Origin of the sequence: Streptomyces sp. NPDC057939 (assembly GCF_042887545.1) — a bacterium.
Lineage (GTDB): Bacteria > Actinomycetota > Actinomycetes > Streptomycetales > Streptomycetaceae > Streptomyces.
On record NZ_JBHVPG010000070.1, the window covers coordinates 1 to 25,198 of the forward strand.

25 protein-coding genes are annotated in these 25,198 nt (G+C 72.9%); 15 read left to right on the top strand and 10 right to left on the bottom strand.

The features are described 5' to 3' along the window. Positions 1-126 precede the first annotated feature (126 nt). Complete coding sequence (locus tag ACFVS6_RS39280; RefSeq protein ID WP_389711329.1) at positions 127-2,361, bottom strand: acetate--CoA ligase family protein; 2,235 nt, start codon at positions 2,359-2,361, stop codon at positions 127-129. Between the two features lie 178 nt (positions 2,362-2,539). Next, a complete protein-coding gene (locus ACFVS6_RS39285) occupies positions 2,540-3,706 on the bottom strand; it encodes a flavin-containing monooxygenase (protein WP_389711330.1) in 1,167 nt (388 codons plus the stop codon). Between the two features lie 200 nt (positions 3,707-3,906). Between ACFVS6_RS39285 and ACFVS6_RS39290 the strand changes: the two genes are divergently transcribed. The 3 genes from ACFVS6_RS39290 to ACFVS6_RS39300 all read left to right on the top strand — a co-directional run bounded on the left by ACFVS6_RS39290 (position 3,907) and on the right by ACFVS6_RS39300 (position 5,829). After that, positions 3,907-4,701 carry a maleate cis-trans isomerase gene (locus tag ACFVS6_RS39290; RefSeq protein ID WP_389711331.1) on the top strand — a complete coding sequence of 265 codons (795 nt, stop codon included), beginning with the start codon at positions 3,907-3,909 and terminating at the stop codon, positions 4,699-4,701. 94 nt (positions 4,702-4,795) lie between these two features. Next, entirely contained in the window at positions 4,796-5,248 is a 453-nt protein-coding gene (locus tag ACFVS6_RS39295) for a DoxX family protein (RefSeq protein ID WP_389711332.1), read from the top strand. Between the two features lie 65 nt (positions 5,249-5,313). After that, on the top strand, positions 5,314-5,829 hold the full coding sequence (locus ACFVS6_RS39300) for a Zn-ribbon domain-containing OB-fold protein (RefSeq protein WP_389711333.1): 516 nt from the start codon (positions 5,314-5,316) through the stop codon (positions 5,827-5,829). Here ACFVS6_RS39300 and ACFVS6_RS39305 read toward each other — a convergent pair. Further along, the gene (locus ACFVS6_RS39305; protein ID WP_389711334.1) at positions 5,826-6,491 is read right to left on the bottom strand and encodes a pyridoxal 5'-phosphate synthase; all 666 of its coding nucleotides are present in this window, start codon (positions 6,489-6,491) and stop codon (positions 5,826-5,828) included. The two genes, ACFVS6_RS39300 and ACFVS6_RS39305, sit on opposite strands and share 4 nt — an antisense overlap. 464 nt (positions 6,492-6,955) lie before the next feature. On the opposite strand from ACFVS6_RS39305, the gene ACFVS6_RS39310 reads away from it, so the two are divergent. The 4 genes from ACFVS6_RS39310 (at position 6,956) to ACFVS6_RS39325 (ending at position 9,327) form a co-directional block, all read left to right on the top strand. After that, entirely contained in the window at positions 6,956-7,597 is a 642-nt protein-coding gene (locus tag ACFVS6_RS39310) for an HAD family hydrolase (RefSeq protein ID WP_389711335.1), read from the top strand. Positions 7,598-7,639: 42 nt separating this feature from the next. After that, on the top strand, positions 7,640-8,809 hold the full coding sequence (locus ACFVS6_RS39315) for a helix-turn-helix domain-containing protein (RefSeq protein WP_389711336.1): 1,170 nt from the start codon (positions 7,640-7,642) through the stop codon (positions 8,807-8,809). 91 nt (positions 8,810-8,900) lie between these two features. Then, positions 8,901-9,080, top strand: coding sequence for a hypothetical protein (locus ACFVS6_RS39320; protein ID WP_389711337.1), 180 nt, complete (start codon positions 8,901-8,903; stop codon positions 9,078-9,080). Further along, on the top strand, positions 9,073-9,327 hold the full coding sequence (locus ACFVS6_RS39325; RefSeq protein ID WP_389711338.1) for a hypothetical protein: 255 nt from the start codon (positions 9,073-9,075) through the stop codon (positions 9,325-9,327). The genes ACFVS6_RS39320 and ACFVS6_RS39325 overlap by 8 nt, the downstream gene beginning before the upstream one ends. A 387-nt stretch (positions 9,328-9,714) precedes the next feature. Here ACFVS6_RS39325 and ACFVS6_RS39330 read toward each other — a convergent pair whose 3' ends face one another. Further along, positions 9,715-10,920, bottom strand: coding sequence for an acetyl-CoA acetyltransferase (locus tag ACFVS6_RS39330; RefSeq protein WP_389711339.1), 1,206 nt, complete (start codon positions 10,918-10,920; stop codon positions 9,715-9,717). Between the two features lie 165 nt (positions 10,921-11,085). Between ACFVS6_RS39330 and ACFVS6_RS39335 the strand changes: the two genes are divergently transcribed. The 3 genes from ACFVS6_RS39335 to ACFVS6_RS39345 all read left to right on the top strand — a co-directional run bounded on the left by ACFVS6_RS39335 (position 11,086) and on the right by ACFVS6_RS39345 (position 13,353). Continuing rightward, positions 11,086-11,352, top strand: a complete 267-nt coding sequence (locus ACFVS6_RS39335) for a hypothetical protein (protein ID WP_389711340.1) — start codon at positions 11,086-11,088, stop codon at positions 11,350-11,352. 166 nt (positions 11,353-11,518) lie between these two features. Then, a complete protein-coding gene (locus ACFVS6_RS39340; RefSeq protein ID WP_389711341.1) occupies positions 11,519-12,862 on the top strand; it encodes an acyl-CoA dehydrogenase family protein in 1,344 nt (447 codons plus the stop codon). After that, positions 12,862-13,353 carry a nitroreductase family deazaflavin-dependent oxidoreductase gene (locus tag ACFVS6_RS39345; RefSeq protein ID WP_389711342.1) on the top strand — a complete coding sequence of 164 codons (492 nt, stop codon included), beginning with the start codon at positions 12,862-12,864 and terminating at the stop codon, positions 13,351-13,353. Before ACFVS6_RS39340 ends, ACFVS6_RS39345 begins: the two co-directional genes overlap by 1 nt. Before the next feature lie 217 nt (positions 13,354-13,570). Here the strand turns inward: ACFVS6_RS39345 and ACFVS6_RS39350 are convergent, their stop codons facing one another. Then, complete coding sequence (locus ACFVS6_RS39350) at positions 13,571-14,218, bottom strand: TetR family transcriptional regulator (RefSeq protein ID WP_385586130.1); 648 nt, start codon at positions 14,216-14,218, stop codon at positions 13,571-13,573. A gap of 332 nt (positions 14,219-14,550) precedes the next feature. Between ACFVS6_RS39350 and ACFVS6_RS39355 the strand changes: the two genes are divergently transcribed. The 3 genes from ACFVS6_RS39355 (at position 14,551) to ACFVS6_RS39365 (ending at position 18,593) form a co-directional block, all read left to right on the top strand. After that, entirely contained in the window at positions 14,551-15,378 is an 828-nt protein-coding gene (locus tag ACFVS6_RS39355) for a VOC family protein (RefSeq protein ID WP_281208756.1), read from the top strand. Between the two features lie 230 nt (positions 15,379-15,608). Further along, positions 15,609-18,026 carry a PQQ-binding-like beta-propeller repeat protein gene (locus ACFVS6_RS39360; RefSeq protein ID WP_389711343.1) on the top strand — a complete coding sequence of 806 codons (2,418 nt, stop codon included), beginning with the start codon at positions 15,609-15,611 and terminating at the stop codon, positions 18,024-18,026. Positions 18,027-18,095: 69 nt separating this feature from the next. Beyond that, the gene (locus ACFVS6_RS39365; RefSeq protein WP_389711344.1) at positions 18,096-18,593 is read left to right on the top strand and encodes a peptidylprolyl isomerase; all 498 of its coding nucleotides are present in this window, start codon (positions 18,096-18,098) and stop codon (positions 18,591-18,593) included. Between the two features lie 106 nt (positions 18,594-18,699). On the opposite strand, the gene ACFVS6_RS39370 is transcribed toward ACFVS6_RS39365, so the two are convergent. Both ACFVS6_RS39370 and ACFVS6_RS39375 read right to left on the bottom strand, forming a co-directional pair. Further along, on the bottom strand, positions 18,700-19,368 hold the full coding sequence (locus ACFVS6_RS39370; protein WP_389711345.1) for a hypothetical protein: 669 nt from the start codon (positions 19,366-19,368) through the stop codon (positions 18,700-18,702). Between the two features lie 124 nt (positions 19,369-19,492). Then, positions 19,493-19,936 (bottom strand): SRPBCC family protein, encoded by a 444-nt coding sequence (locus tag ACFVS6_RS39375; RefSeq protein ID WP_389711346.1) that lies wholly within the window; start codon positions 19,934-19,936, stop codon positions 19,493-19,495. A gap of 313 nt (positions 19,937-20,249) precedes the next feature. Between ACFVS6_RS39375 and ACFVS6_RS39380 the strand changes: the two genes are divergently transcribed. Next, on the top strand, positions 20,250-20,879 hold the full coding sequence (locus tag ACFVS6_RS39380) for a hypothetical protein (RefSeq protein ID WP_389711347.1): 630 nt from the start codon (positions 20,250-20,252) through the stop codon (positions 20,877-20,879). Here ACFVS6_RS39380 and ACFVS6_RS39385 read toward each other — a convergent pair whose 3' ends face one another. From ACFVS6_RS39385 to ACFVS6_RS39395, 3 genes are read right to left on the bottom strand one after another with little or no spacing between them, the layout of a single operon-like run. Further along, positions 20,880-21,656, bottom strand: coding sequence for an enoyl-CoA hydratase/isomerase family protein (locus ACFVS6_RS39385; RefSeq protein WP_389711348.1), 777 nt, complete (start codon positions 21,654-21,656; stop codon positions 20,880-20,882). It abuts the gene before it with no gap. After that, positions 21,653-22,105, bottom strand: a complete 453-nt coding sequence (locus ACFVS6_RS39390) for a Zn-ribbon domain-containing OB-fold protein (protein WP_389711349.1) — start codon at positions 22,103-22,105, stop codon at positions 21,653-21,655. The genes ACFVS6_RS39385 and ACFVS6_RS39390 overlap by 4 nt, the downstream gene beginning before the upstream one ends. 10 nt (positions 22,106-22,115) lie before the next feature. Next, entirely contained in the window at positions 22,116-23,267 is a 1,152-nt protein-coding gene (locus tag ACFVS6_RS39395; RefSeq protein ID WP_389711350.1) for a lipid-transfer protein, read from the bottom strand. A gap of 95 nt (positions 23,268-23,362) precedes the next feature. Here ACFVS6_RS39395 and ACFVS6_RS39400 point away from each other — a divergent pair, with 95 nt between their 5' ends. Then, positions 23,363-25,177, top strand: coding sequence for a FadD3 family acyl-CoA ligase (locus tag ACFVS6_RS39400; protein ID WP_389711351.1), 1,815 nt, complete (start codon positions 23,363-23,365; stop codon positions 25,175-25,177). Positions 25,178-25,198: the final 21 nt, after the last annotated feature.

Genomic DNA, 25,198 nt, shown 5'->3' on the forward strand with positions numbered 1-25,198 from the left:
GGCATGATTTATGGCGCCCTGTCCGTGGCTGCGTCGGTCAGCGGTACCGCGCGCCAACAAATCACGTTTTGGCCCCGGCCGACCCCCCACCCCACCCCCGATCCCGACCGGTACGGACCCGTCGGGTCAGCGGCAGATGGCCAGGGCGTCCAGGGCCACCGCTCCTTGGCCTCGGGGGAGGACCATCAGGGGGTTGATGTCCAGTTCGGAGAGTTCGTCGCCGAGTTCCAGGGCCATCCGCTGGACGCGGAGGATGACTTCCACGAGGGCGTCGACGTCGGCCGGTGGTGCGCCTCGTACGCCTTCCAGCAGGGGGTGGCCGCGCAGTTCGGTGAGCATCGCGCGGGCCTGGTCCTCGCCGAACGGCGGCACGCGGACCGCCGCGTCCCGCAGGACCTCGACGAGGACGCCGCCGAGGCCGACGGTGACGGTCGGGCCGAAGAGGTCGTCCTGGGTGACGCCGACGACCATCTCGACGCCGCGTTCCACCATCTGGCAGACGAGGATGCCGTCCAGGGGGACGTTCTCGTAGCGGGCTATGTCGGTGAGTTCGCGGTAGGCGTCGCGGATCTGGCTCGCCGAGGTGAGGGCGACCTTGACCAGGCCGAGCTCGGTCTTGTGGGCGAGTTGGGGGCCGGAGGCCTTCATGACGACCGGGTAGCCGACGAGTCCGGCCGCCCGGACGGCGGCCGCCGCGCTGGTGACGAGTTGTTCGCGCGGTACGCGGATGCCGTAGGCGCGCAGGAGCTGCTTGGCGGAGTGTTCGCTGAGCTGCTGGCCGGGCCGCATCAGGGCCTGGGCCTTGCGGTACGAGGGGGAGGGGGTGCGGGGTGCCTCGTCGAAGGGGGAGCGGTAGGAGGCGGTGAAGCGGTGGTGGCCGAGGTAGGCGCGTACGGCGGTGATGCAGTTGCCGAAGGTGCGGAAGGTGGCGACGCGGGAGGAACCGAGCAGGGTGGTGCGATAGGCCTCCTCGGTGCCGACCGGTGAGCCCCAGATCACGCAGATGAGCTTGTCGGTCTGCTCGGCGGCGTCCACCAGGTCCTGGGCGAGCTTGTCGCTCATCGGGGGGAAGGGGCCGGTGATGGGACAGATCAGGACGCCGACGGACGGGTCGGCGAGGATCGCGTCGATGATCTTCCGGCCGCGCCAGTCGCCGACGGGGTGGCCGCCGTTGTCGACGGGGTTGGAGACGCCGAGGTAGGGCGGGATCCACTGGTGGAGTTCGGCCTGTTTGGCCTCGGAGAGGGTGGGGAGGGTGAGGCCCGCTTCGGTGGCGAGGTCGGAGAAGTGGGCGCCGGTGCCGCCGGAGATGGAGTAGACGACGACGCCGTCGGCCCGCGGTTTGCGGGCCCGGGCGAGGAGGGCGGCGGTGTCCTGGAGTTCGTCGAGCCCGTCCACGCGGATGACGCCGAACTGCCTCATGGCGGCGTCGACGACGGTGTCGGCGCCGGTGAGCTTGCCGGTGTGCGAGGCGGCCATGCGGGCGCCGGTCTCGGTGCGGCCGACCTTGACGGCGACGACGGGGACCCCGTTGCGGGCGGCCCGGTCGGCGGCGAGGAGGAAGGATCGGCCGTCCTTGAGGCCCTCCACGTAGCAGGCGATGGCCCCGACCTCGGGCTGTTCGGCGAGGTAGGAGATGAAGTCCGCGGTCTCCAGGTCGGCCTCGTTGCCGGTGGGCGCCCAGTGGGAGAGCCGGATGCCGAGTTCCTGGAGGGTGTAGACGGGGCGGCCCTGGTGGCCGGACTGGGTGATGAGGGCGATGGCGGGCCCGTCGAGGTCCTGGCGGAACTCCTCGAAGGCGTTGAGGTTGGTGTTCGGGCCCAACAGGCGCAGCCCGGAGCGCCGTACGGCGGCGGCGAGCCGCGCCTGGGCGGCCGCGCCGGCCTCGCCGGTCTCCGCGAAGCCGGACGCGAAGGCGACGGCGAACCTGACCTTGGCCTCGGCGAGTTCCTCGACGACGGGCAGCGGGTCGGCGACGAGGATCACGGCGAGGTCGACCTGTTCGGGCAGGTCGGCGACGGATGCCAGGCAGGGCAGCCCGAAGACGCTCGTACGGGTCGGGTTCACGGGGTGCACCCGGGCTCCGACGCGTTCGGCCCAGGCGAGGAGTTGGCGGGTGATGCCGGTGTTGGGTCTGCCGTCGGCGTCGGAGGCGCCGATGACGGCCACGGACTCGGGCCGGAAGAACCGGTCCAGGTCGGGCACATCGGAGTGCAGGGGCCGTCCGCTGACGTCCAGGGCGATCGCGTCCTCGGAGGAGGGCGCGGCCGTGGAGTGGACGGCCGTCCTGGGGCTCTCCCCGCAGGCCTCGACACGTGCGCGGAAGTCGGTGGTGAGGGTGCCGTGAGTAGATCCAAGCATCGTTCCGCCCGCTCCTGCTCGATGAACCTCGATGAACTTCGAAGAAATCCATAGCTGACGCGTAGTCAGATTACTGAACTGACGCGCCGTCAGGAACAGGGATGCGCAGGAAAGGTGGTGGAGGTGGTGTGCTGAACGGTGACAGATTCGTTCGAGGGCGGTCCAGAGCGGTTTCGGCCTACCGCCGCTTCCGGCGGGCCAGCGCCTTCGCGATCTTCTCGGCGTCCAGTGCCAGTTCGCGCAACATGCCGCTGATCGGGTTCGTGTAGCCGGTGAAGTACAGACCGGGAGCGCCCTGCGGGCTGCGCCCGCCCCGCACGACGGGCCGCCCGCGCCCGTCGAGGACGTCGAGGTGCCCGACCAGGCCCTCCAGGGCCCGCCGGTAGCCCGTCGCCGCGACCACCACGTCCGGGCTGATCCGCGACCCGTCGGCCAGCTCCACCTCGGAGCCGTCGAAGGAGACGACCGCCGCCACCGGCTCGACCCGACCCCCGCGCACCGCGTCGATCAGGCCGACGTCCTGGACCGGGATCGCACCCTCCCGGACCCGGCTGTACAGGCCGGTGGTGGGGCGCGGCAGGCCGTACGCCGACAGGTCCGGGACGGAGAGCCTCGTGACGACCGCCCCGAGCCGGTCCACGAGTCGTACGGGCAGCCTGCGCACGAGGATCCCCGTGCGCTGGGACGGCCAGCCCGCGGTCGAGCGCCGCAGGACGTGCGGGGCGGTCCGCACCGCGAGCCGCACCCGCGACGCCCCGCCTTCGGCCAGGTCCACGGCTATCTCGGCGCCCGTGTTGCCGACGCCGACGACCAGCACGTCCCGGCCCGCGTACGGCTTCGGCTCGCGGTACGCGGCGGCGTGCAGCAGCTCTCCCGTGTACGAGCCGGCTCCCGGCCAGTCGGGCAGCGCCGGGGTGTGGTTGAAGCCGGTGGCCACGACGACCGCGCCGGCCGCCAGGAGCCGCCCGCCGCTCGCGTGGAGGGTCCAGCCGTCCCCGTCGGCGGCCCGCTCGATCCGGGTCACCTCGACCCCGGTGACCAGCTCCAGTTCGTGGAACTCGGCGTACTTCTCCAGGTACCGGACCATGTCCGCCCGCGCGACCCACCGCCCGAACCGGCGCGGCACCGCCAGCCCGGGCAGGGCGGACAGGCGCCGGGTGGTGTGCAGGCGCAGCCGCTCGTAGTGGCCCCGCCAGGAGGCCCCCACCGCGTCGGACTTCTCGACGACGACGGCGCGCACCCCGCGCGCGCGGAGCGCGGCGGCGACGGCGAGGCCGCCGGGGCCGGCGCCGATCACGTACACGGGGCGGGGCTGGGTGCTCATGTCGGGCTGCTGCTCGGGCATGAGGGGTGAGCGTATCGACACTCAGAGTTGATGGGTCTCGGACAAGGAGTGAATCGATTGCGGAACGATCACGGCCGGATGGTTTGACCGCTATGGGAGGGTCGGCGTTGCCTCCCGGCGGGAGGGCGCCCCGCTGTCACAGTGGTGAACCGTGGTGAAGCGTGATGATCCCGTCCCGCAGAGGAGCAGGTGAGTACCTGATGTGGCAGCCCGACGGGTGGGACGTGCGAGTCCGCCTCGGAATCCTCACCCCCGACGCCGACGTCGGCCCCGAATCGGAGCTGCGCGCCATGGCCCCGCCCGAGGTGGGTCTGCACGCCGCCCGGGTGCCGTTCGCCGCCACGGGCGGGGGCGGGGCGACGGGCGGGGGCGGGGCGACGGGCGCCGCCATTCCGCTCGGCCCCGTCCGGGCCTTCGCCGAACCCCCGCACGTGGACGCCGCCGCCCAACTCCTCGCCGCCGCGCCCGTGGCCGTGATCGCCTACGCCTTCACCAGCTCCGCCTACGTCATCGGCGCGCGCGGCGAGGCGCACATGCTGGCCCGGCTCGGGGAGCGGGCCCACGGGCTGCCGGTCGTCGCCACCTGCGCCGCCGTGGTCGAGGCGCTCCGTGTCCTCGGGGTCGAACGGATCGGCCTCGTCGACCCGCCGTGGTTCGACACCACCCTGAACGACCTGGGGCGCGGCTACTACGAGGAGGCCGGGTTCGAGGTCCCGTACGCCGCCCCGTGCGGGCTGCCCGTCGAGCAGCGCGCGGTCCGGCCCAAGACCCTGCACGACTGGGTGGCGGCGCGGCTGCCCGACGCGGCCGACGCGGTCGTGATCGGCGGCAACGGATTCCGTTCCGTCGGGGTGATCGAGGCCCTGGAGGCCACCCTCGGCCGGCCCGTCCTGACCGCCAACCAGGTTCTGCTGTGGGCCGCCCTGCGCGCGGCGGGCGCTCCCACCGAGGGCGTCACCGGGTACGGGCGCCTCTTCGGGGGGCCGGGGGCGTGACCGACGCCCGACGCCCGGGGCCTTGCGGGATCGGCTCCGATCCGCTGAACTGACGTACCGTCAGATCGTGTGGGTGAGGGGTGGAGGGCTGCCGATGCAGACCATCTGGCTCAGCGGGGCCGAATGGCTCGCCGTGCTGCGGATAGGCCTCGGCCTGTGGTGGCTGGAGAGCTGGCGACACAAGGACAAGAAGGGCTGGTTCGAACGCGGAACGGGCATCGCCTGGGCCGCCGACGTCGCCGGCAAACACCGATGGCCGTTCGTCAGGAGCGGCTTCGGGAAGATCGTCCAACCTCGCCCGCGACTCATGGCGTACATCGTCGTCTACGCCGAACTCGCCCTCGGGCTGGGCCTGGTGTTCGGCTTCCTGACCCCCGTCGCACTCGTGGGCGGGCTGTTGCTGAACCTGCTCTACCTCGTGCTGATGATCCACGACTGGGCCGAGCAGGGTCAGAACGCGATGATGGCGCTGATCTCGCTCGTCGCGCTGTTCGCCATGAGCTGGCAGGCCTGGTCCCTCGACGCCTCGATCGGACTCTTCCTGTGAACGCCTCCGGTGCCGCGGCCGAGGGTGGTGCTTCCGGGGCTGGTGCTGCCGCGGGTGGTGTTTCCGTGGGTGGTGCTTCCGCAGGTGGCGCCACCGCCCGCGCCGCCGTCCGCCACGACCTGCCCGAGGCGGACGACTTCACCCGGCCCTACTGGGACGCCGCCGCCGACGGCCGCCTGCTGCTCCGCCACTGCGCCGACTGCGGACGCCACCACCACTACCCGCGCGAGTTCTGCCCCTTCTGCTGGGCCGGCGAGGACCGCGTCACCTGGCAGGAGGCGAGCGGGAGCGCCACCCTCTACACCTGGTCCGTGATCCACCGCAACGACCTGCCGCCCTTCGGCACCCGCGTCCCGTACGTGGCGGCCGTCGTCGACCTCGCCGAAGGCCCCCGCATGATGACCGAGATCGTCGACTGCGCACACGACGACCTCCGCATCGGCATGCCGCTACGGGTCGCCTTCCGCGAGGCGACCGAAGACGTACGGGTACCGGTCTTCGCGCCGGAGGGCGGGGGCGGGGGTGAAGGCGCCGGCGCCGGCGGCGGTGATGGCGTCGGGCGGCAGGGCGGGGCGGGCTAGGGCCAGAGCAGTTCGCGCACCCAGCCCGTACCGTCGGCGGCCCGCCGGTAGCGCAGGCGGGTGTGGCGGCGGGCGGCGTCGCCCTGGAAGAACTCCACCTCCGCCGGGGCCAGGACGTACCGGGTCCAGGTCGGTGCGGGCGCGTCCGGATCCGTACCGGCCCGCTCCCAGGCCTCCGCCGAGACCCGCGCCAGCTCGGCCGTCGATTCCAGTACCTCGCTCTGCCGGCCGGTGAGCGCGGCGGCCAGCGCCCCGCGCGAGCGGACCGCCAGGTCCGCCCGGCTCTCCTCGGGCCCGCACGCCGTGACCGACCCCCGGACGCGGACCTGCCGGCCCACCAGCGGCCAGTAGAAGCCCAGCGCCGCCTCCGGACGGGCGGCCAACTGGACCCCCTTGGCGCTGGTGGCGTGCGACGCGAAGTGCCAGCCCCGCCCGTCGGCCTCGTGCAGCATCAGCGTCCGCACGTCGGGCCGCCCCTCGGCGTCCACCGTGGCCAGGCTCATCGTGTGCGGCTCGGACTGCCCCGCCCGCGCGGCCCCGACGAACCAGTCCCGGAACAGGGGCAGCGGCTCGTCCGGCGCGGCTTCGGCGTCGAAGCGGGGAAGCGGGGTGTCCCACACCCGCAGGGAGTGCAGGGTCTCGTGGAAGTCGTCGCTGGTCATGCCCCCAGGCTAGGGGGAGGCGGGGTCGGGGCGGGCGGGGTCCTGCTGGTCCGTGTCAGGGAGGGTTTGGGGGGTTCCCGCCGGTCTCATCGTCTCCCCGTGGCGGGCCGGTCCCTCAAGGGCGCTCCCTGCGGTCGCGTCGCTACGCGATGGCCTACGGCCACCCTTGACCGACCGACCCGCCACGGAAAGCCGAAGACCGACGGGAACCCCCCAAAAGAACGGTCACGGGTCAGAGATGAGCAGGGACGGGTCCGTCAGTGACGAGACGAGGGGCCGGGCGCCGCCCGACGGGGCATGCGGGCACGTCACAGCACCTCTCCACACCCGACAGCCGGCCCGTGGGCCTCTACCTGCCCGTCAGGACGTAGAGATCGACCTCAAGGCACGTCGGACGATCGGCTCGGGCTTCGTGGGGGACCGGACGGGTGCCTTCGTGCGGGCGTGATCAGTACCCTGGTCGGATGATTCGGACGGTCGTTCTGGACATCGGCGAGACCCTCACTCGCGATGATCGGTACTGGGCTTCGTGGGCCGACTGGCTCGGCGTGGCGCGGCATACGCTCTCCGCGCTGGTGGGTGCGGTGGTCGTGGACGGTAGGGACAACGCGGACGCGATTCGCATGCTGCGCCCGGACGTCGACATCGCCGCCGAGTACGCCGCCCGGGACGCTGCCGGGCGAGGCGAGCAGATCGACGAGACGGATCTCTACGGCGATGTTCGACCGACGCTCGCGGCGCTCCGCACGGCGGGGGTGAGGGTCGTCATCGCGGGCAACCAGAGTCCCAAGGCCGGGGACCTCCTGCGCTCCCTGGAACTGCCCGCCGACCTCGTCGTCACGTCGGGGGAGTGGGGCGTGGCGAAACCGTCCCGCGCGTTCTTCGAGCAGGTACTGGCGGTTTCCGAACGTCCCGCGGTCGAGACGCTCTACGTCGGTGATCACCCGGCCAATGACATTCATCCCGCGAAGGCCGCCGGGCTGCGCACGGCGCACCTACGGCGTGGTCCATGGGGCCATTGGTGGGCCGACGACCCCGATGTCCGGGCTGCCACGGATTGGTCCATCGATTCCCTCGCCGAGCTCATCGGCATCGTCGAACTGTAGGGAGCGGCGTCGTGTTGGGCTGCGGGGCGCTACCGTGCGGAGATGGCCGATCACATCGGACAGCGCATCGCCACACTGCGTCGAGCCCGCAGGATGACCCAGGTCGATCTCGCGCGCGAGGCCCATGTCTCCCTCTCCATGATCAAAGGGTGCGAGAGAGGGGCTCGCACTCCTGGATCGTCGACGCTTGAGGCCATCGCTTCCGCGCTTGCGGTGGACGCGTCGCGCATCGATCACGGCTACAAGGGGACGAGTCGCCGAGTCCACACCGCGCTCCCGGCGATCTCTGCCGCAATCGCCGGATACGAGTTCGCCCTGGACGCACCCCGGCGTCCTCTGTCGCAGGTCCTTGCCGACGTCGACATCGCCGTCGCGTGGCGTCTTGCGGCCCAGTACGGCCTTATCTCCACCCGGGCCCCTCAGCTGCTCGGGGACGCACTGGCCCACCTGCACGCAGCCACCGGTGTCGACAGGGGCGAGGCGGCAGGACTCGTGATCGCAGCCGCCCGGGCAGCTGACGCGGCGGCCTACAAGTTCGGGGCGCACGACCTCTCGGCTCGATTGATCGACGTGATGCGTTGGGCAGCCACGCAGATCGACGACCTGGACGTGCGTGCCACAGTCGCCTACGTCCGCGCCGAGACGTTCCTCGCCGCGCGAGCTCACCGGGCCGGCCTGATTGTTCTGGAACAGGCCCTGGACCTCGCCCCTGCGCCGAACGGCGAGGTTTCGACCGCAGTCCGTGGTGCCCTGCACATGCGGACGGCCGTCATGGCGGCACGTGCGGCCGACCCGGAAGCCGCGTACGGGCACCTGAACGAGGCTCGGACGCTCGCGGAGGGCCTTTCGGAGAGCGTCTACCTCGGCACCGCGTTCGGCCCCTCCAGCGTGCGCATTCACGAGGTGGCGGTCTTGGTCAGCCTCGGCCAGGACCACATTGGCCGGGCCCTGGAAGTGGCTCGTCAATGGTCACCAGGTGAGGAGATCCCGGCGGAGCGCCGGTCCGGTTTCTGGATCGAAGTGGCAAGGGCGCAGTTGTGGTCAGGAAGCCCGGACAGAGCCTTCGATTCCCTCAAAGCGGCCCGCAGGCTCGCTCCACAGCATGTACGCCAGCACCCCTGGGCCCGCGAGGACATCGAAAAGATCTGCCGACTCAAACGCTCCGACACAGAGGCCTTGACGTCGTACGCCGAGTGGATCGGTGCTGTCTGACCGCGCCGAGGGGATACAAGGAGTGTCCCTTGCAGCCCTTGCCGTGACCCACCATCTGCCTACCCGCACCTTCAGGTGGACGAGAGGGATCATGACCACCAGCTTCGACATGAACACGGTGCCGCTCCGGGAGGAAGGGCTGTCGGCCTGTCCGCCCCCGTGGCTCTACGTCCCAGCTCCGCTTTCCGCGCCGAGTGAGGAACTTCTCGTCCGGGCTCGTGCCGGGTGGGAGCGCTTCGTCGCCTCCTTCGAGGAGGCGTCCGATGGCTGAGCAGTACGAGTACCTGCCCCACCGCCTCCTGCGCCGTCGTGTTGTCGACATCGCCTCAGGAGTACCGGGTGAGCTGATGGCCGTGGTGAACGAGAACGTCTCGGACATCGGCGCCGAGCGCTGGATGGAGCTGGCCTACATCCGCGCCGCGTCCGGCCGTGAGTTCACCACGGCGGTCGACAACGTCCTGCCCGCCGATGACCAGCCCCAGGCGGCCCGCAGACGCCAATCCGAGCCGAGCAACTGAACATCTGACGCGTCTTTGCCCCTACCTGCGTCTCAGGCCGACTTTTTCGTTCTGACGGGCGGGTAGCCCCTTTGGCCGGCTGTCGGGTGTGGAGAGGTGCTGTGACGTGCCCGCATGCCCAACCTGGCGGCGCCCGGTCCCTCGTCTCGTCACTGACGGACCCGTCCCTGCTCATCTCTGACCCGTGACCGTTCTTTTGGGGGGTTCCCGTCGGTCTTCGGCTTTCCGTGGCGGGTCGGTCGGTCAAGGGTGGCCGAAGGCCATCGCGAAGCGACGCGACGACGAAGGAGGAGCGCCCTTGAGGGGCCGGCCCGCCACGGGGAGACGATGAGACCGGCGGGAAACCACCAAACCAGCTCCGATCCGGATCAAGGACACCCCGCCCCCTCACCCCCGCCCCAGGATCACCGTTCCCGAGGAGCAGAACCAGCCTCCCGTGCCCGAGGCCAGGGCCACTTCCGGGAGGTGGCCGTCCCTTCTGCGGACCTGGCCGGGGCCCGATTCGCCGCGTAGTTGGCGTACGGCTTCCACCAGGAGGAACAGGCCGCGCATGCCCGGGTGGCAGGCCGACAGGCCGCCGCCGTCCGTGTTGACCGGGAGGTCCCCCTCGCGCAGCAGGCGGCCCTTCTCGACGAAGGCTCCGCCTTCGCCCTTGGCGCAGAAGCCGAGGTCCTCCAGGGTCACCAGGGTCATGTACGTGAAGGCGTCGTAGATCTCGGCGAGGTCCACGTCGGCCGGGGTGAGGCCGGCGCGTTCGAAGGCGAGGCGGCCCGAGACGGCTGCGGGGGAGACGGTGAAGTCCTCCCACTCCGACATGGTCGTGTGCGAGACGGAGGTTCCGGCGCCCAGCACCCATACCGGGGTCTTCGCCGTGTCCGGTACGTAGTCCTCCGCGGCCAGGAGCACCGCGCAGCCGCCGTCCGAGCGGATGCAGCAGTTCAGCTTCGTGAAGGGGTCCGCGATCATGTCGGACGACAGGACCTCGTCCACCGTCAGCGGGGCGCGGAACATCGCGTCGGGGTTGGTCGCGGCGTTCGCGCGGGCCTGGACGGCGACGGAGGCGAGCTGCTCCAGCGTGGTCCCGTACTCGTGCATGTGCCGGCGGGCGGCCATCGCGTACTTGGAGATCAGCGTGTGCCCGTACGGGACCTCGAACTGGAGGGGGCCGCGGGCGCCGAAGGACAGGTTCGAGGTGCGGCGGCGGGCCTTGATGTCGGCGCGGGCGGTGGATCCGTAGACGAGGAGCACGGCGTTGGCGTGACCTGCGGCGATGGCGTCGGCCGCGTGCGCGGCCATGACTTCCCAGGTGGAGCCGCCGACGGAGGTGGAGTCGACCCAGGTGGGGCGCAGGCCGAGGTACTCGGCGACCTCGACCGGGGCGAGGGTGCCCAGGCCGGCGGAGGCGAAGCCGTCGATGACGGAGCGGTCCAGGCCGGAGTCGGCCAGGGCCCGGCGGGCGGCCTGTGCGTGGAGGGCGTAGGGCGTCGGGCCGTCGACCCGGCCGCAGTCGGAGAGGGCGACGCCGACGACCGCGACCCGGCGGCGGGGCGTGGGGGAGGAGGGGAGTCGGGGTTGTCCAGTCGGTCCAGGCATGAGGCGACGGTATATCTGACGGTACGTCAGACGCTAGTGCGTGCGCGCCGCCGCCCCCACCCCTGCCGGAGGGCGCCCCGCCCCTCGCCCCTGTTCTCTTTCGTCGCGGGGGGCCGCGACGTACGGCTGACGCGGCGGCCGTCCCGGGCCGGCTACGGTCGGCGCATGACTTCCTCGCCTACCTCACCCTCCTCGCCCTCCTCGTCCTCGGCGGGCGGCTGGTCCGGGGTGCTGGGCGTTCCCGGCGGCGCGCTCGTCGTGGCGGGCGTCTCGGGGCTGCTGCACGAGTGGTTCGGTTTCATCCGCTTCCTGGGCTTCACACGGCACCTCATTCCCGCCGGGCACGAGGTCCTCGGCTACGCGCTCATGACCTTCGCCGGCTGCCTCCTCCTCGCCGGGGCGGAAGCGGTCCGGCGGCGCGAGCGCGGCTGAGCCGGCCGCCCGCCCGGCCGGCCGCCCGCCCGGCCGACCCCGGCGAACACCCGCCGTCCGGCCGGACGGGTCGTCCCCCGGGTGAACACCCCGTCGCCCGCCCCTGTGCATCTCGGCGTCGTCGCCCTAACATGACGGCCCGTCAGATACGGGGAGGAGCCCGACGATGGACGCCGCCTTCACCGCGGAGCAGGACGAGATGCGCCGCACCCTGCGCGAGATCCTGGGCAAACGCTGCGGCCCGGACGAGGTCAAGGCCGCTGCCCGCACCGCCGCCGGACACGACCGCGAGCTGTGGCAGCGGCTCGCCCGGCAGCTCGGCCTGCCGGGCATCGCCATCGCCGAGGAGTACGGGGGCGTCGGCTGCACCCCGGCCGACCTGGCGCTCGCCTGCGAGGAGACCGGCCGGGCCCTGTTGCCCTCGCCGTTACTGGCGACCGCCGTACTGGTCGCACCCCTGATCACCGCCCTCGGCACCGCCGCCCAGCGCTCCGCGCTGCTGCCCGCGCTGGCCTCCGGTGAGCTGAGCGCCGCACTCGCCGTCCCGGGGCCCGCGCTGGCCACCGCCCTGGCGCTGACCGGCGACAACACCGCCGGCGAGTGGGCCGGCGGAGGCCGGGCCGGCGGGGTCCAGGCCCGCGCGGTCACCCCCGCCCCCGGCACTTCCGGCGCCCCCGCGGAGGGGTGGCGGCTCTACGGGGAGGTGGCCCAGGTCCTGGACGGCCACAGCGCGGGCCTGCTGCTGGTCGCGGCGCACACCGGTGGGTTCGCCCGCAGCCGGACCCTGCTGTTCCTCGTACGGGAGGACGCGCCCGGCCTCGTACGCTCCCGGCAGCCCACCCTCGACGAGACCCGTCCGCAGGGCCGCGTCCAGTTGCGCGACGTGCCGGCCGAACTGCTCGGGGCCGGAGACGCCGCCGGGGCCGCCGGGGCCGCGACCGCGAACGCCGACGGTGCCGACGGCGACGTGCTGTCCGCGCTCGCCGCGACCGGGCGCACCGCCGCCACCGTCCTGGCCGCCGAAGCGGTCGGGGCGGCGGACCAGGCGCTGGCCCGCACGGTGGACTACGTCCGCCGGCGCGAGCAGTTCGGCAGGGCCGTGGGATCCTTCCAGGCCGTCAAGCACCGGCTGGCCGACCTGTACGTACGGGTCCAGGCGGCCCGGTCCGCCGCCTACTACGCGGCCTGGGACCCGGAGCAGGGCCCCCTGGCCCTCGCGCAGGCCCTGGAGGCGCTGCGGGTGACGGCGGGCGAGGGCATCCAGTTGCACGGCGGGATCGGCTTCACCTGGGAGCACGACGCGCACCTGTACTTCAAGCGGGCCGCCGCCGACGAACTGCTCTTCGGCCCGGTCCACCGGCTGCGGGCGCACGCGGCGCACAACTCGGGCCTGTTCGCACCGGCCGACCGGGCCACCGGGGGAAACCCGAGCGGCCGGGACACCCCGACCGGCCGAAGCGCCCCCACCACCCCCACCACCCCCACCGAACCGGAGAAGGCGGCCGTCTGATGGCAGTGGCCCAGGGCAAGGGCGTCGGCGTGAAGCTGATGCAGAAGGTCTCCTCGACCATGTTGTTCGCCAGGATCGCACCGCACTTCATTCCCGCGATGGACAAGACGGTGCACCGGCTGACCCGCGGCAAGGTGCTGCTCAGTGCCCGGATGCTGCCGGGGGTGATCCTGACCGCGAAGGGCGCGAAGAGCGGCGAACCGCGCACCACGCCGCTCGCGTGCATGCCGGAGGACGGTGGGACGAGCTGGTTGTTGATCGGTTCCAACTTCGGCCGCCCCGGCCACCCGGCCTGGACCGGGAACCTGCTCAAGCATCCGGACGCGGACGTGAACTGGCAGGGGCGGGACGTCGCCGTACGGGCCCGGCTGCTGGAGGGGGCGGAGCGCGCGGCGGCGTGGCAGGCGGTCCTGAGGTTCTGGCCGCCGTACGCGACGTACCAGGCGCGCATCGACCGCGAGATCAGGCTGTTCCGTCTGGAGCGGCGCTGACCTGAGCGCCGCGGGGGCGGGCCCGGGAAGGCGGCCCTGGTGAAGCCTGGTGAAGAGGGTTTCGGGACGGCGGATCGGTCGGGTTCGGCAGGCTGTGCAGGTCGATCGGCTCATGCAGGTTGGTCGGATCGTGCAGGCCGTACCACTCGGCCAGGTCGGCCAGGTCGGCCAGGTCGGCCAGGGCGGACCCCCGGGCGGACCCCGGGAGGGTCCGCCGCTACTTGGTGGGCTTCTTGCCGGTGATGCCGAGGTGGACGAGCAGGGCCAGGTTCGGCTTGAGCTCGGCCTGCTTGACGCCCCAGGTCTGGAACCCCTTCTGGTGCGAGGCCACCGCGGCGAGCATCGCGACGAGCGAGCCGGCCATCGCCGCCGGGCTGAGGTCCTTGTCGACCTTGCCCTTGGCCTGGAGCTCCTTCATCGACTCCGTGAGGGAGTTGGTGACGGAGTTCAGGATCTTCATGCGGATCTTGTAGAACCGCTTGTCGCCCTCGGCCGCGCCGAGGTCGACGACCCGAAGGATCGCGTCGTTGCGCCGCCAGAAGTCCAGGAACCCTTCGACGAGTTCCTCGGCGGCCGCCCAGCCGGCCTTTCCGACCCAGTTGCGGCCCTCGACGAGCGCCGTCAACTGGGCGCCCTCCGTGGCCATTTCCTCGGCGATCTCCAGGACGGCGCCCTCGACGTCCGGGAAGTACTGGTAGAAGGTCGCGGGGGAGGTGCCGGCCTTGCGCGCGACGTCGATCACCTTGACGTCGCGGTACGGCGAGGAGCTGAGCATCTCGCTGAGGCAGTCGAGCAGCTTCTGCCGCGTCGCCTGGCCGCGCCGGCCGGCGACACGCCCGTCGACGGTGCGTACTTGTCCTGTCATGCCGTCAGCTTACCGAGGGGGGATCGGCGCGCTATTCGGCCGCCTGCAAATGGGGTGACGGGGCCCCCGGCCTGCACGGGAGCGGTCGCGCGAGGTCCTCGGAGGCGGAATCCGGCCGGGGCCGGGCCGCCGTTGCGCGGGGGCGGCCCGGCCCCGGTGCGGGGATGACCCGGCCCGTACCGTGAGATATCCCCCGAATAGTCTTACGAACAGGCTGTGGACAACTTTTCGGGCGGATCATTGCGGAGAGGTGCGGATCGCCTCGATCTCCACGGAGGCCGGAAACCGTAGCAAATCCCCGCATCACCCCGCACGACGGAAGGACCCGGCTCATGGCCGCATTCGCGGAAGGCTCGCCCTGCTGGGTCGACGCCTCGCTCCCCGACGTGGAAGCGGGCAAGCGCTTCTACGGCGAGCTCTTCGGGTGGGCCTTCGGGGACAGCGCGGGCGCCGCCTACGGCCACTACACCCAGGCCTACAGCCGCGGCCGCAACGTCGCCGCCCTCGCCCCCAAGCCCGACGGCCGCATGCCCACCGTGTGGGGCGTGTACCTGTACACCTCCGACGCCTACGCCTGCGCCGCCCGCATCCGCGCCGCCGGCGGCCAGATGGTCATGGACCCGCAGCCCGTTGGCCCGTACGGGACCGCCGCGATGGCCGCAGACCCCGGCGGCGCCGTCTTCGGCCTCTGGCAGCCCGGCACCCACCACGGCTTCGACGCCCAGCAGGAGCCCTACACGTACTGCTGGTCGGAGGTCTACACCCGGGCCCGCGACGCCGTGGACGACTTCTACACCCGCGTCTTCGGCTACGTCGCGCAGGACCAGGACGACCCCGAGACGGGCGACGAGTACCGCGTCTGGTCGCCGCCCGGGAGCGTCCCCGGCACCGACACGGCCGTCCTGGGGCGCAGCCCGATCACCGACGCCTTCCCGGAGATCATGCCCGCGCACTTCCTGGTCTACTTCGCCGTCCCGGACTGCGACCAGAGCGTCGCGACCGTGCAGCGGCTCGGCGGCCGGGTCACCGCCGATCCCTTCGACACGCCGTACGGCCGGATCGCCGTCGTCGCCGACAATCAGGGGGCCGTCTTCGCTCTCCTTTCGGAGCCACGTGTGAAAGCCCACCCGGAGCCGGGGCCGGACCAGGCGCGGGCCTGACAGAATCGAGGTTGCGCGACTTCCGGCACAGCCCGGGGTGAGACGCTGCACGGAGTGGGACGCCGCCCCGGCGGGCCGGTGCCCGCGGGCGGGGCGCGGTCCCGCGAGGGACGCCGCACGGGCAGACCAGCGTGCCGGTGCGCGTGCCGATGCGTGTTCCTGCGCAACGGTGCGCGCGGGTAGGGAAGAACGGGTCCGGCGGGGACCCGTACGGGGAGGTGTGGAGGCGAGTGGTGGAGCAGCTGACGCAGCACGACCCGAGACGGATCGGCCCCTTCGAGGTGCTGGGACGGCTCGGCGCCGGCGGCATGGGGCTGGTCTATCTCGCGCGGTCGGCGTCCGGGCGGCGCGTCGCGATCAAGACGGTGCGCACCGAGCTCGCCGAGGACCAGTTGTTCCGGGTGCGCTTCACGCGTGAGGTGGAGGCCGCGCGCGCGGTCTCCGGTTTCTACACCGCGGCCGTCGTCGACGCCGATCCGCGGGCCGCGGTGCCGTGGCTGGCGACCGCGTACGTGCCGGCGCCCTCCCTGGAGGAGATCGTCAACGAGTGCGGGCCGATGCCCGCGCAGGGCGTGCGCTGGCTCGCGGCGGGCATCGCCGAGGCGCTCCAGTCGATCCACGGTGCCGGCCTGGTCCACCGCGACTTGAAGCCGTCCAACGTGCTCGTCGTCGAGGACGGCCCGCGGGTGATCGACTTCGGTATCGCGAGCGGGGTCTCCAACACCCGGCTGACCATGACGAACGTCGCCGTCGGCACGCCCGCCTACATGTCTCCCGAGCAGGCGAAGGACTCGCGCAGCGTCAAGGGCGCCAGTGACGTCTTCTCGCTCGGTTCGACCCTCGTCTTCGCCGCCACCGGCCACCCGCCGTACCACGGCGCGAACCCGGTCGAGACGGTGTTCATGCTGCTGCGCGAGGGCCCCAACCTGGAGGGGCTGCCCGAGGAACTGCGGCCGCTGATCGAGTCGTGCATGCAGATGGACGCCACCCGGCGCCCCACCCCCGCCGACCTCCAGGCGCAGCTCGCCCCGCACCTCTTCGAGGGCGGCGACGAGAGCGGTACGGCCTCGGCGTGGCTGCCCGAGCGGGCCGTCGCCATGATCGAGGCCCGGCGCGCGGGACACCGCACGCCTCCGGCGCCCGTCGTCCCGGCGCGCGGACCGGCCCGCGGCCCGGCCGCCGGGCCCGCCTCCGGGGCCGTCACGCACCGCCGTCCGCGCGGCGCCGCCGACCCGTGGGTGGACCCGCGGACCGGTCAGGCCGCCCCGCCGCGCCCGGACCGGCCGCCGGTGCCCGCGGCGCCCGGCGACCCCGTCCACCTCGGCGCCTCCCCGGTGCCGATCGGGCCCGGCCCGCGGGCGACCGCGGCGGCTCCGGTCGGATACGCGGGCGCGCAGTCGGCGACCGGCTGGGTCCGGCCGCCGCACGGCTCCCCGGCCCCCTCGGGGGTCATCCCCGGGCCGTCCGGGTCCTCCTCCGTCGGGACCGTTCCGGCTCCCGGCCCGTCCCCGGACAGCGGCCGTTGGCGGCCGTGGCGCTTCCGCATGTCCAACGAGGTCTGGGGCACCCCCACCGTCGCCGGTGACCTGCTGTACGTCACGTCCTTCGAGGTGCACGCCCTGGACGTCGGCAGCGGCCGCCGCCAGTTCAAGACGCGGGACGTCGCCTGGTCCATGGCCGTCTCCGAAGGGCGGATCCACGCCTCCGACGGGCCGTCCCTGTACGCGCTCGACGCCTCCGACGGCGCCGAGCGGTGGCGGCTGTCCACCGAGGCCTGGGTGTACGCGCTGCGCGCGGACCGGGGCACCGTGATCACCGCCACGCGCGGCGGCGGCGTCCAGGGCCGGGAGGCGTCGAACGGTCAGAAGCTGTGGGAACTGACCGGCGCGCAGAGCGACTTCGAGACCCCGGAGGCCGCCCCCGTCCTCCACGACGGCACCGTCTACGTGTGGCAGGACGCCCGGCTGCGGGCCCTGGACGCCCGCTCCGGCCAGGAGGCCTGGTCGTACCCGGTCGGGGACGCGGCGTCCTGCGGCAACGTCCCGGTCCGCGTCACCCCTGCCCCCGACGGCAACGTGTACGTCGCCGCGGGCACCCGCGTGCTGTCCGTGGACCGGGCCTCCGGCCGGGTCCGCTGGCACTTCGAGGCCCCGGCCGTGTTCCTGGCACCCCCGGCGTTCGCGCCGGGCGCGGCGGTCACCGGGGGCGGCGTCTACCTCGCCGACTACCTGGGCACCGTGTACGCCCTGGACGCGGCCACCGGCAAGGACCGCTGGCGCATCGCCACCGAGCCGCGCCCCTCGGGGGACGCGGTCATCGTGGCCAACGGCAACGTCCACCTGGGCGCCGGCAGCGCCCTGTACACGCTCGACGCGGTCACCGGCACCCCGAAGTGGCGGTTCGCGGCGGGCGGCGAGATCACCGGTGCCCCGGCGGTCGCGGACGGGCGCGTCCACTTCGGTTCGGCCGACCACTGCCTGTACACCCTGGACGCGGCGGGCGGCCAGCTCCGCTGGAAGCTCGCCACCGGCGGGGAGATCACGGGGGCCCCGGTCGCAGAGGCGGGCGTGGTGTACGCGTGCAGCAAGGACCGCTGCGTCTACGCGCTGGACGCGGCCAAGGGCACGGGCACCCGTACGGGCGGATGACCTGCACGGAAGGCGGGGCTCCGGCCCCTCCAGCTGCTTCACGGCACCGGGAGTGACAGGATGGACCCCATGAGCAACGTTTACTTCGACATCAACATCAACGACAAGCCCGCGGGCCGCATCGTCTTCGAGCTCTTCGACAAGGTCGTTCCGCAGACCGCGAAGAACTTCCGCGAGCTGGCCACCGGCCAGAACGGCTACGGCTACGCGGGCTCCGGCTTCCACCGCATCATCCCGCAGTTCATGCTGCAGGGCGGTGACTTCACCAACCACAACGGCACCGGCGGCAAGAGCATCTACGGCGAGAAGTTCGCGGACGAGAACTTCGAGCTGAAGCACGACCGCCCGTACCTGCTGTCGATGGCGAACGCCGGCCGCAACACCAACGGCTCGCAGTTCTTCGTCACCACCGTCGTCACCTCGTGGCTCGACGGCAAGCACGTCGTCTTCGGCGAGGTCGTCGAGGGCAAGGAGCTCGTCGACCAGATCGAGGCCCTGGGCTCCCAGTCCGGCGCCCCCAAGGCCAAGGTCGAGATCGCGGCCTCCGGCGTCGTCGACGCCGCCTGATCCACACCGGTGCCGGTCGGCCCCGCCCCCTCACGAGGGGGTTCGGGGCCGCCGCCGTTTCCGGGGCCGGGCGCCCACGCGCCGCCGTGTCCCGGGGCCGGTGGGACTACGCGCGGGGGCCCTGCGGGCCGGGGTCCTGGGGATCCGGGTACTGCGGGCGGGGGGCCTGCGGGCCGGGGTTCTGCGGATTCGGGTTCTGCGGATCCGGGTACTGCGGGCGCGGGTCCTGCGGGCCGGTGTCCCGGGGGCGGTCGTCCGGGTGCCAGGGTTCGGTCTGGGGGGTGACCGGCCGGTCCTCCCAGCCCGTGACGGCGCCGGGCATACCGGCGTCGCGGGGCAGTGGGCGCCGGTCGCGGCGGGGCCGCCCGCGCATGACGAACGCGCCGAGCAGGATGAGCGCGCCGCCGGCGAAGGCGGTGGCGACGCCGGGCCCCAGGCCCTGACCGTCGCCGCCGACCGACAGGCTGCCGGCCGCCTGGCCCTGGCGGACCATCCACAGCACCGCGAAGCCGAGGACCACGATCCCGGCGAGCGCCATCAGCAGCCGTGAACGCAGCACGGCCGCGCCCAGCGCGAGGAGGGCGGCGCACAGGAACGGCAGCATGAGCGAGCCGAGCAGCGCGGCCCCGTCGGGGGTGATGCCGGAGCCGGCGAACAGCTCCTCGACGCGGTAGTCGCGGCCGCGTCGGCCTTCGTACCAAGCGCGGTAAGGGCTCCAGAGGGCGGCCGCCGCGCCGACCAGACCCATCAGCGAACCGAGGACGTTGCGGATCATGCCCGGCCTTCCGGGTAGGCGTCGTGATCGGCCACGCTACTGCGGGGTCCCGGCCCCCGCACGCCGGACGGGGCGGGCGGGGGCCGGGGGTCTCGGGGGTCCGCGTCCGCGGACCCGGTGGGCGTCAGGACCTCGAACGGGCCGATTCGACGCGGGTGCGCAGGGCTTCGTTCATCGCGGTGAAGTTGCGGGCGGTGTCCGCGAGCAGCTTGCCGAGGAAGGGGACGAGCAGGCCGCCGAAGCGCTCGCCGTGCTCCAGGCGCGTGGTGCGGCCCGGGCCTTCGGAGAGCCGGAAGTAGTGCTCGCCGTCGAACAGGCCGCGGACGAGGAACCGGCCCTTCCAACGGAACTCGACGGACGGGTTGACCACGAGGACGGTCGGGTGGAAGACCGTCGGCTTCCCCGACCGCGAGTACATCGTCAGGTCCAGCCGCGCGCCCGGGACGGTTTCGCCCAACGCCTGGCGGATGAACGGGTTCCAGGTGCAGTAGCGGGGCAGGTCGGTCAGGGTCGCCCAGACTTCTTCGGGCGTCGCGTCGATGACGATCTCGGTGGCGATGGTGCGCACTGGTGCCGTGCTCCTTGTGGTGGGTCGGTGCTCACCGAAGGGACGCGGGGGGAATGCGGCTGGCCGCCGGGTTCGGTCCGGGGATGCAACCACGGTTTCGCCGACCGTGGACCGGCTCCGGGGGCGTCTTCGCTGGTGGCAGAGAGAACGGAGGGGGGCGTTCCGGCCGCGGGGTGGCGAATGCCGATACGTCGGGCGGCCCGCCGGCGGTCGGCGCCGGCCGTCGCCGAGGCCCGTGGCGGGTCGTTGCGGGCCCGCCCTCACCGTCCGCGGCGGCTGGTAGCGTCGCGCCGTCCTACAGGGAGGGGTTCGCATGATGGTGACCGGAAGGGGCAGCCGCATCAGGCTCGCCGCGGTACTCGTGGCGGTGGTCCTGGCGCTCACGGGATTCTCGTCGAGCGGCGGCAGCGGGAGCAGCGGCAAGAGCAAGAGCAGCGGCGGCGGGGGCGGCTGCTCCAGTTCGAAGACCAAGAGCAAGAGCAAGAAGAGCCACGGCGGCGCCGGGGCCGGCGGCGACAGCAGCCCGACGGCATCGACGTCCCCGGTGGGCGCCCCGGCGACGGCCGTGGTGACGACCTGCGTCGGCGCGGGCAAGCCGGCCACGACCGTGGAGGTCACCTCGCGGCTGGACCGCACGGCGACCTTCGAGGTGGCCCTGAACCGGGAGGGCGCCGCCGGCGCGCTCGTCGAGACGTCCCGCGCCACCGTGACCCTGGAGGCCCGCCGCACCGGCACCCTGGTGATCGCCCTGACCGCCGCGCAGCGGGCCGCCGAGGTGAAGGACTGCCGGATCACCTCGGTGGTCGAGGTCGCCCGGTCCGCCTCCCCGTCGCCCACGGCCACGGCCACGGACGACGCGGACGGCACCGGGCGCCGCACCACCAGGCCGTCCGCGAAGCCCACCAAGCCCGGCAAGCCCACCAAGCCGCGCAGCCACGGCTGATCACCGCAGGCGGAACTCCGCTCCCGGCCGCCGGGCCCCGAAGAGTTCCGCCTGCCGCTCCGGTGGCAGGTTGCCCAGGCCGATCAGGGCCGGGGCCTGGTCCAGGGCCTGTTGGAGCGCGGCCCGCTTCGCCGACCACAGGGCCCGTACGGTGCCCTGCACGGCCTCCGTGGGGAAGCCGGCCAGGGTCCGCGCCGACCGCAGGGCCGCCCCGAGCAGTTCGTCCGGCTCCGCCAGCTCCGAGACCAGGCCGATCTCGTAGGCCCGCCGCGCGGAGAGCCGTTCCGCCGTCCCCATCAGGGACATCCGGGCGACCTCCCCGAAGGGCATCCGCTGGGCCATGTAGACGGCCTCGTAGGCGCTGACCATGCCGTACGAGGTGTGCGGGTCGAAGTAGGTGGCGGTGGTGGAGGAGACGACGAACTCCGATTCGCCGAGCAGGTAGAAGGCGCCGCCGCAGGCCATGCCGTTGACGGCGGCCACGACCGGTTTCCACAGGTCGCAGGTCTTGGGGCCGATCGCGAGCAGCGGATCGTCGACCGAGTACGGGGACGCGGGCTGCGGCACCTCGGCGGACCGGTCGATGCCCGTGCAGAACGCGGCGGTGCCCGCGCCGGTCAGCACCACCGCCCGGACCTTCTCGTCGTGCCGGAACTCCCGCCACAGCGCCGTCAGCGCGGCCGCGGTCCCCAGGTCGACCGCGTTGTGCCGGTGCTCCCGGTCGAGGGTGACGACCGCGACCCCGGTGTCCCCGTCCCGTTCCACCCGGGGCGTCACGGCTTCTCCAGGATCCAGCGCGGCACGCTCATCCCGCCCGTCTGCGTGAACACCACCTGGACGCGGGCCCCGATGCGCAGTCGCGCCGGGTCCACGGAGTCGAGGGGGGCGTCGGCGGCGGTGACCAGGTTCCCGGCCAGCCGGATCAGGGGCTCCTCGACGAGCTCGACGAGGATGACGTTGTACGGGGCCTGCGCGGCGTACGCGGGCAGCAGCGGCGGGTGGGGCCGTACCCAGGACCAGATCCGGCCCCGCCCGCTCATCCGGCGCCACTCGCCGTCGAAGGACTGGCAGTGAGGGCAGCAGGGGCGCGGCGGGAACCGCAGTCGGCCGCAGTCGGCGCAGGCCTGGACGCGGAGTTCGCCGCGGGCGGCGTACTCCCAGAAGGGGGCGCCGTCCTCGTCGGGTACGGGCAGGAGGAGGTCTTCGGCAGGGCTGGCGGAGGTCATGGTCGGCTCCTCAGGCTCGCAGCAGGACCGCGGACGTGGGGACGCCCTCGCCGGCGGTCACCAGGCAGGTCGCGGCGTCCGGCACCTGGGCGGTCGAGATCCCGCGCAGCTGCTTGACGCCCTCGTTGATCAGGTTGAAGCCGTGCACGTAGGCCTCCGAGAGGCCGCCGCCGCCGGTGTTGATCGGTAGCCGGCCGCCCATCTCCAGGGCCCCGCCCTCGGTGAAGGCGGCGCCCTCGCCGCGCCCGCAGAAGCCGTAGCCCTCCAGGGAGAGGGGGATCAGCGGGGTGAAGGCGTCGTAGATCTGCGCGACGTCCACGTCCTGCGGGCCGAAGTCGGCCTGCTTCCACAGGTGTCGGGCGGCGGTCCAGGCGGGACCGGTCAGCGGGTCGTCGTTCCAGTAGTTGACCATCCCGTGGTGCTGGGCGGGCAGGCCCTGGGCGACGGAGTGCACGTAGACGGGCTTCTGGCGGCAGTCGCGTGCGCGTTCGGCGGAGACGATCACGCAGGCGAGGGCGCCGTCGGTCTCCAGGCAGTTGTCGAAGAGGCAGAGCGGGTCGCTGATCATGCGGGAGGTCATGTACATCTCGCGGGTCAGGGGGCGCTCGTACATCATGGCGGCCGGGTTCTCGTTGGCCCGGTTGCGGCAGGCCATCGCGACGTTGAAGAGGTGCTCGCGGGTGGCGCCGTACTCGTGCATGTAGCGGCGGGCCAGCATGCCGATCTCGTCGGCCGGGCGCAGCAGCCCGAAGGGGCGGGTCCACTGTCCGGGGGTGGGCAGTTGGACGGCGGTGTTCTTCCAGGGGCGGGGGCCGGAGCCGCGTTTGCGGGAGCGCCAGGCGACGCCGACGGAGGCCTGGCCGGTGGCGACCGCGGCGGCGAGGTGTCCGACGGTGGCGCAGGAGCCGCCGCCGCCGTAGCCGACCTTGGAGAAGAAGGTGACGTCGCCCGCGCCGATGGCCTTGGCGACCTCGACCTCGTCGGTCTCCTCCATCGTGTAGGAGGCGAACGCGTCGACCTCGCCGGGGGCTATGCCGGCGTCGGCGAGTGCCGCCAGGATGGCCCGGCAGGCCAGTTCCTTTTCGGTGCTCGGCAGTCGTTTGGCAAAGGCGGTCTGGCCGATGCCGACGATTGCCGTAGCGTCCTTGAGCGTTGCCGCCATCGCCACCTCCGGGGGGTGCACCAGTACTGACAGCCGCGAAGGCTACAGCTAATCTGACGGATAGTCAGCTATGGGATCGCGAGGAGGGGCGGGCGATGGTCGAGGGCGGACACGAGGTCATGGGCGCGAACGGTTCCGGGAGCGTGGTCGGGGCCGGTGCGGAGGTCTCCGCGACCGGCACGACGAGGTGTTCCGGGAGCGGTCCCGGGAGCGGCCCCGGCAGCGGCTCCCTCGGCGGCCCCGATGCCGGTCCCGGCACCGTTCGCGCCCGTGACCACGCGTCCGAGGACGCCCTCCACGGCCGCGGGGACCTGCGCTGGGGCAGCGTCGCCGGGCTCGTGCGCGACGCCGCCGCCCGGTACGCCGACCACGAGGCCGTCGTCGACGGCCGGGTCCGGATCACCTACTCCCAACTCGGCGAACGCGTCGAACGCGCCGCCGCCGCCTGCCTGGCCGCCGGGATCGAGCCCGGCGACCGGGTCGCCGTCTGGGCGCCCAACACCCTGGAGTGGATCGTCTCCTCCCTCGGGGCCGTCTCCGCCGGCGCGGTCCTCGTCCCCCTCAACACCCGCTTCAAGGGCGCCGAAGCCGCCTACGTCCTGCGGCGCAGCCGCGCCCGCCTGCTGTTCGTCACCGGCACCTTCCTCGGCACCTCCTACGTGGCCTCCCTGCGCCGCGCCGCCGCCGAGGGGCCCGGCAGCGGACCGCTGCCCGGACTGCCCCACCTGGAACAGGTCGTCGTCCTCGCCGAGGACGCCCCCGAGTCCTTCCGCACCTGGAAGGACTTCCTGACCGCCGGCGACGCCGTACCCGGCGACCGGGTGCGCGAGCGCGCCGCCTCCCTGCGCCCCGACACCCCCTCCGACATCATCTTCACCTCCGGCACCACCGGCAGCCCCAAGGGCGCCGTCATCACCCACGCCCAGACCCTGCGCTGCTACGACGTGTGGAGCGAACTCGCCGGACTCCGCGAGGGCGACCGCTACCTGATCGTGAACCCCTTCTTCCACACCTTCGGCTACAAGGCCGGCATCATCGCCTGCCTGATGCGCGGCGCCACGATGGTCCCGCAGCCCGTCTTCAACGTGGACACCGTGCTCGCCAACGTCGCCGCCGAACGGATCTCCGTCCTGCCCGGCCCGCCCACCCTCCACCAGTCGCTGCTCGACCACCCGCAGCGCGAGAACCACGACCTGTCCGCCCTGCGACTGGTCGTCACCGGCGCGGCCGTCGTCCCGCTCCAACTCGTCGAGCGGCTGCGCGCCGAACTGCGCATCGCCACCGTCCTGACCGCCTACGGACTCTCCGAGGCGAGCGGCATCGTCACCATGTGCCGCCGCGGCGACCGCCCCGACATCGTCTCCGCGACCTCGGGCCGGGCCATCCCCGGCACCGAACTGCGGATCGTCGGCCCGGCGGGGGACCCCGAACCGGTGGGCACCGCCGGCGAGGTGTGGGTGCGCGGCCACCACGTCATGCGCGGCTACTTCGAGGACCCCGAGGGCACCGCCCGTGCCATCACCCCCGAGGGCTGGCTGCGCACCGGCGACGTCGGCGTCCTCGACGCCGAGGGCAACCTGCGGATCACCGACCGGATCAAGGACATGTTCATCGTCGGCGGGTTCAACGCCTATCCCGCCGAGATCGAACAACTCCTCGGCCTGCACCCCGACATCGCCGACGTCGCCGTGATCGGCGTGCCCGACGCCCGGCTCGGCGAAGTCGGCAAGGCGTACGCCGTCCGGCGCCCCGGCTCCACCCTCACCGCCGAGGACCTCATCGCCTGGTCCCGCCGGGAAATGGCGAACTACAAGGTCCCCCGGGCGGTGGAGTTCGTCACCGAACTCCCGCGCAACGCCGGTGGCAAGGTGCTGAAGGCCCAGCTCAGAGCACGCCCGCAGCACGTCTGACCGACCCCGCCCGCCACCCGC

Coding starts and splice junctions, on each gene's coding strand:
- ACFVS6_RS39280 (WP_389711329.1), bottom strand. CDS start 2,361: ATGCTTGGATCTACTCACGGCACCCTCACCACCGACTTCCGCGCACGT.
- ACFVS6_RS39285 (WP_389711330.1), bottom strand. CDS start 3,706: ATGCCCGAGCAGCAGCCCGACATGAGCACCCAGCCCCGCCCCGTGTAC.
- ACFVS6_RS39290 (WP_389711331.1), top strand. CDS start 3,907: ATGTGGCAGCCCGACGGGTGGGACGTGCGAGTCCGCCTCGGAATCCTC.
- ACFVS6_RS39295 (WP_389711332.1), top strand. CDS start 4,796: ATGCAGACCATCTGGCTCAGCGGGGCCGAATGGCTCGCCGTGCTGCGG.
- ACFVS6_RS39305 (WP_389711334.1), bottom strand. CDS start 6,491: ATGACCAGCGACGACTTCCACGAGACCCTGCACTCCCTGCGGGTGTGG.
- ACFVS6_RS39310 (WP_389711335.1), top strand. CDS start 6,956: ATGATTCGGACGGTCGTTCTGGACATCGGCGAGACCCTCACTCGCGAT.
- ACFVS6_RS39315 (WP_389711336.1), top strand. CDS start 7,640: ATGGCCGATCACATCGGACAGCGCATCGCCACACTGCGTCGAGCCCGC.
- ACFVS6_RS39320 (WP_389711337.1), top strand. CDS start 8,901: ATGACCACCAGCTTCGACATGAACACGGTGCCGCTCCGGGAGGAAGGG.
- ACFVS6_RS39325 (WP_389711338.1), top strand. CDS start 9,073: ATGGCTGAGCAGTACGAGTACCTGCCCCACCGCCTCCTGCGCCGTCGT.
- ACFVS6_RS39330 (WP_389711339.1), bottom strand. CDS start 10,920: ATGCCTGGACCGACTGGACAACCCCGACTCCCCTCCTCCCCCACGCCC.
- ACFVS6_RS39335 (WP_389711340.1), top strand. CDS start 11,086: ATGACTTCCTCGCCTACCTCACCCTCCTCGCCCTCCTCGTCCTCGGCG.
- ACFVS6_RS39340 (WP_389711341.1), top strand. CDS start 11,519: ATGGACGCCGCCTTCACCGCGGAGCAGGACGAGATGCGCCGCACCCTG.
- ACFVS6_RS39345 (WP_389711342.1), top strand. CDS start 12,862: ATGGCAGTGGCCCAGGGCAAGGGCGTCGGCGTGAAGCTGATGCAGAAG.
- ACFVS6_RS39350 (WP_385586130.1), bottom strand. CDS start 14,218: ATGACAGGACAAGTACGCACCGTCGACGGGCGTGTCGCCGGCCGGCGC.
- ACFVS6_RS39355 (WP_281208756.1), top strand. CDS start 14,551: ATGGCCGCATTCGCGGAAGGCTCGCCCTGCTGGGTCGACGCCTCGCTC.
- ACFVS6_RS39365 (WP_389711344.1), top strand. CDS start 18,096: ATGAGCAACGTTTACTTCGACATCAACATCAACGACAAGCCCGCGGGC.
- ACFVS6_RS39370 (WP_389711345.1), bottom strand. CDS start 19,368: ATGATCCGCAACGTCCTCGGTTCGCTGATGGGTCTGGTCGGCGCGGCG.
- ACFVS6_RS39380 (WP_389711347.1), top strand. CDS start 20,250: ATGATGGTGACCGGAAGGGGCAGCCGCATCAGGCTCGCCGCGGTACTC.
- ACFVS6_RS39390 (WP_389711349.1), bottom strand. CDS start 22,105: ATGACCTCCGCCAGCCCTGCCGAAGACCTCCTCCTGCCCGTACCCGAC.
- ACFVS6_RS39395 (WP_389711350.1), bottom strand. CDS start 23,267: ATGGCGGCAACGCTCAAGGACGCTACGGCAATCGTCGGCATCGGCCAG.
- ACFVS6_RS39400 (WP_389711351.1), top strand. CDS start 23,363: ATGGTCGAGGGCGGACACGAGGTCATGGGCGCGAACGGTTCCGGGAGC.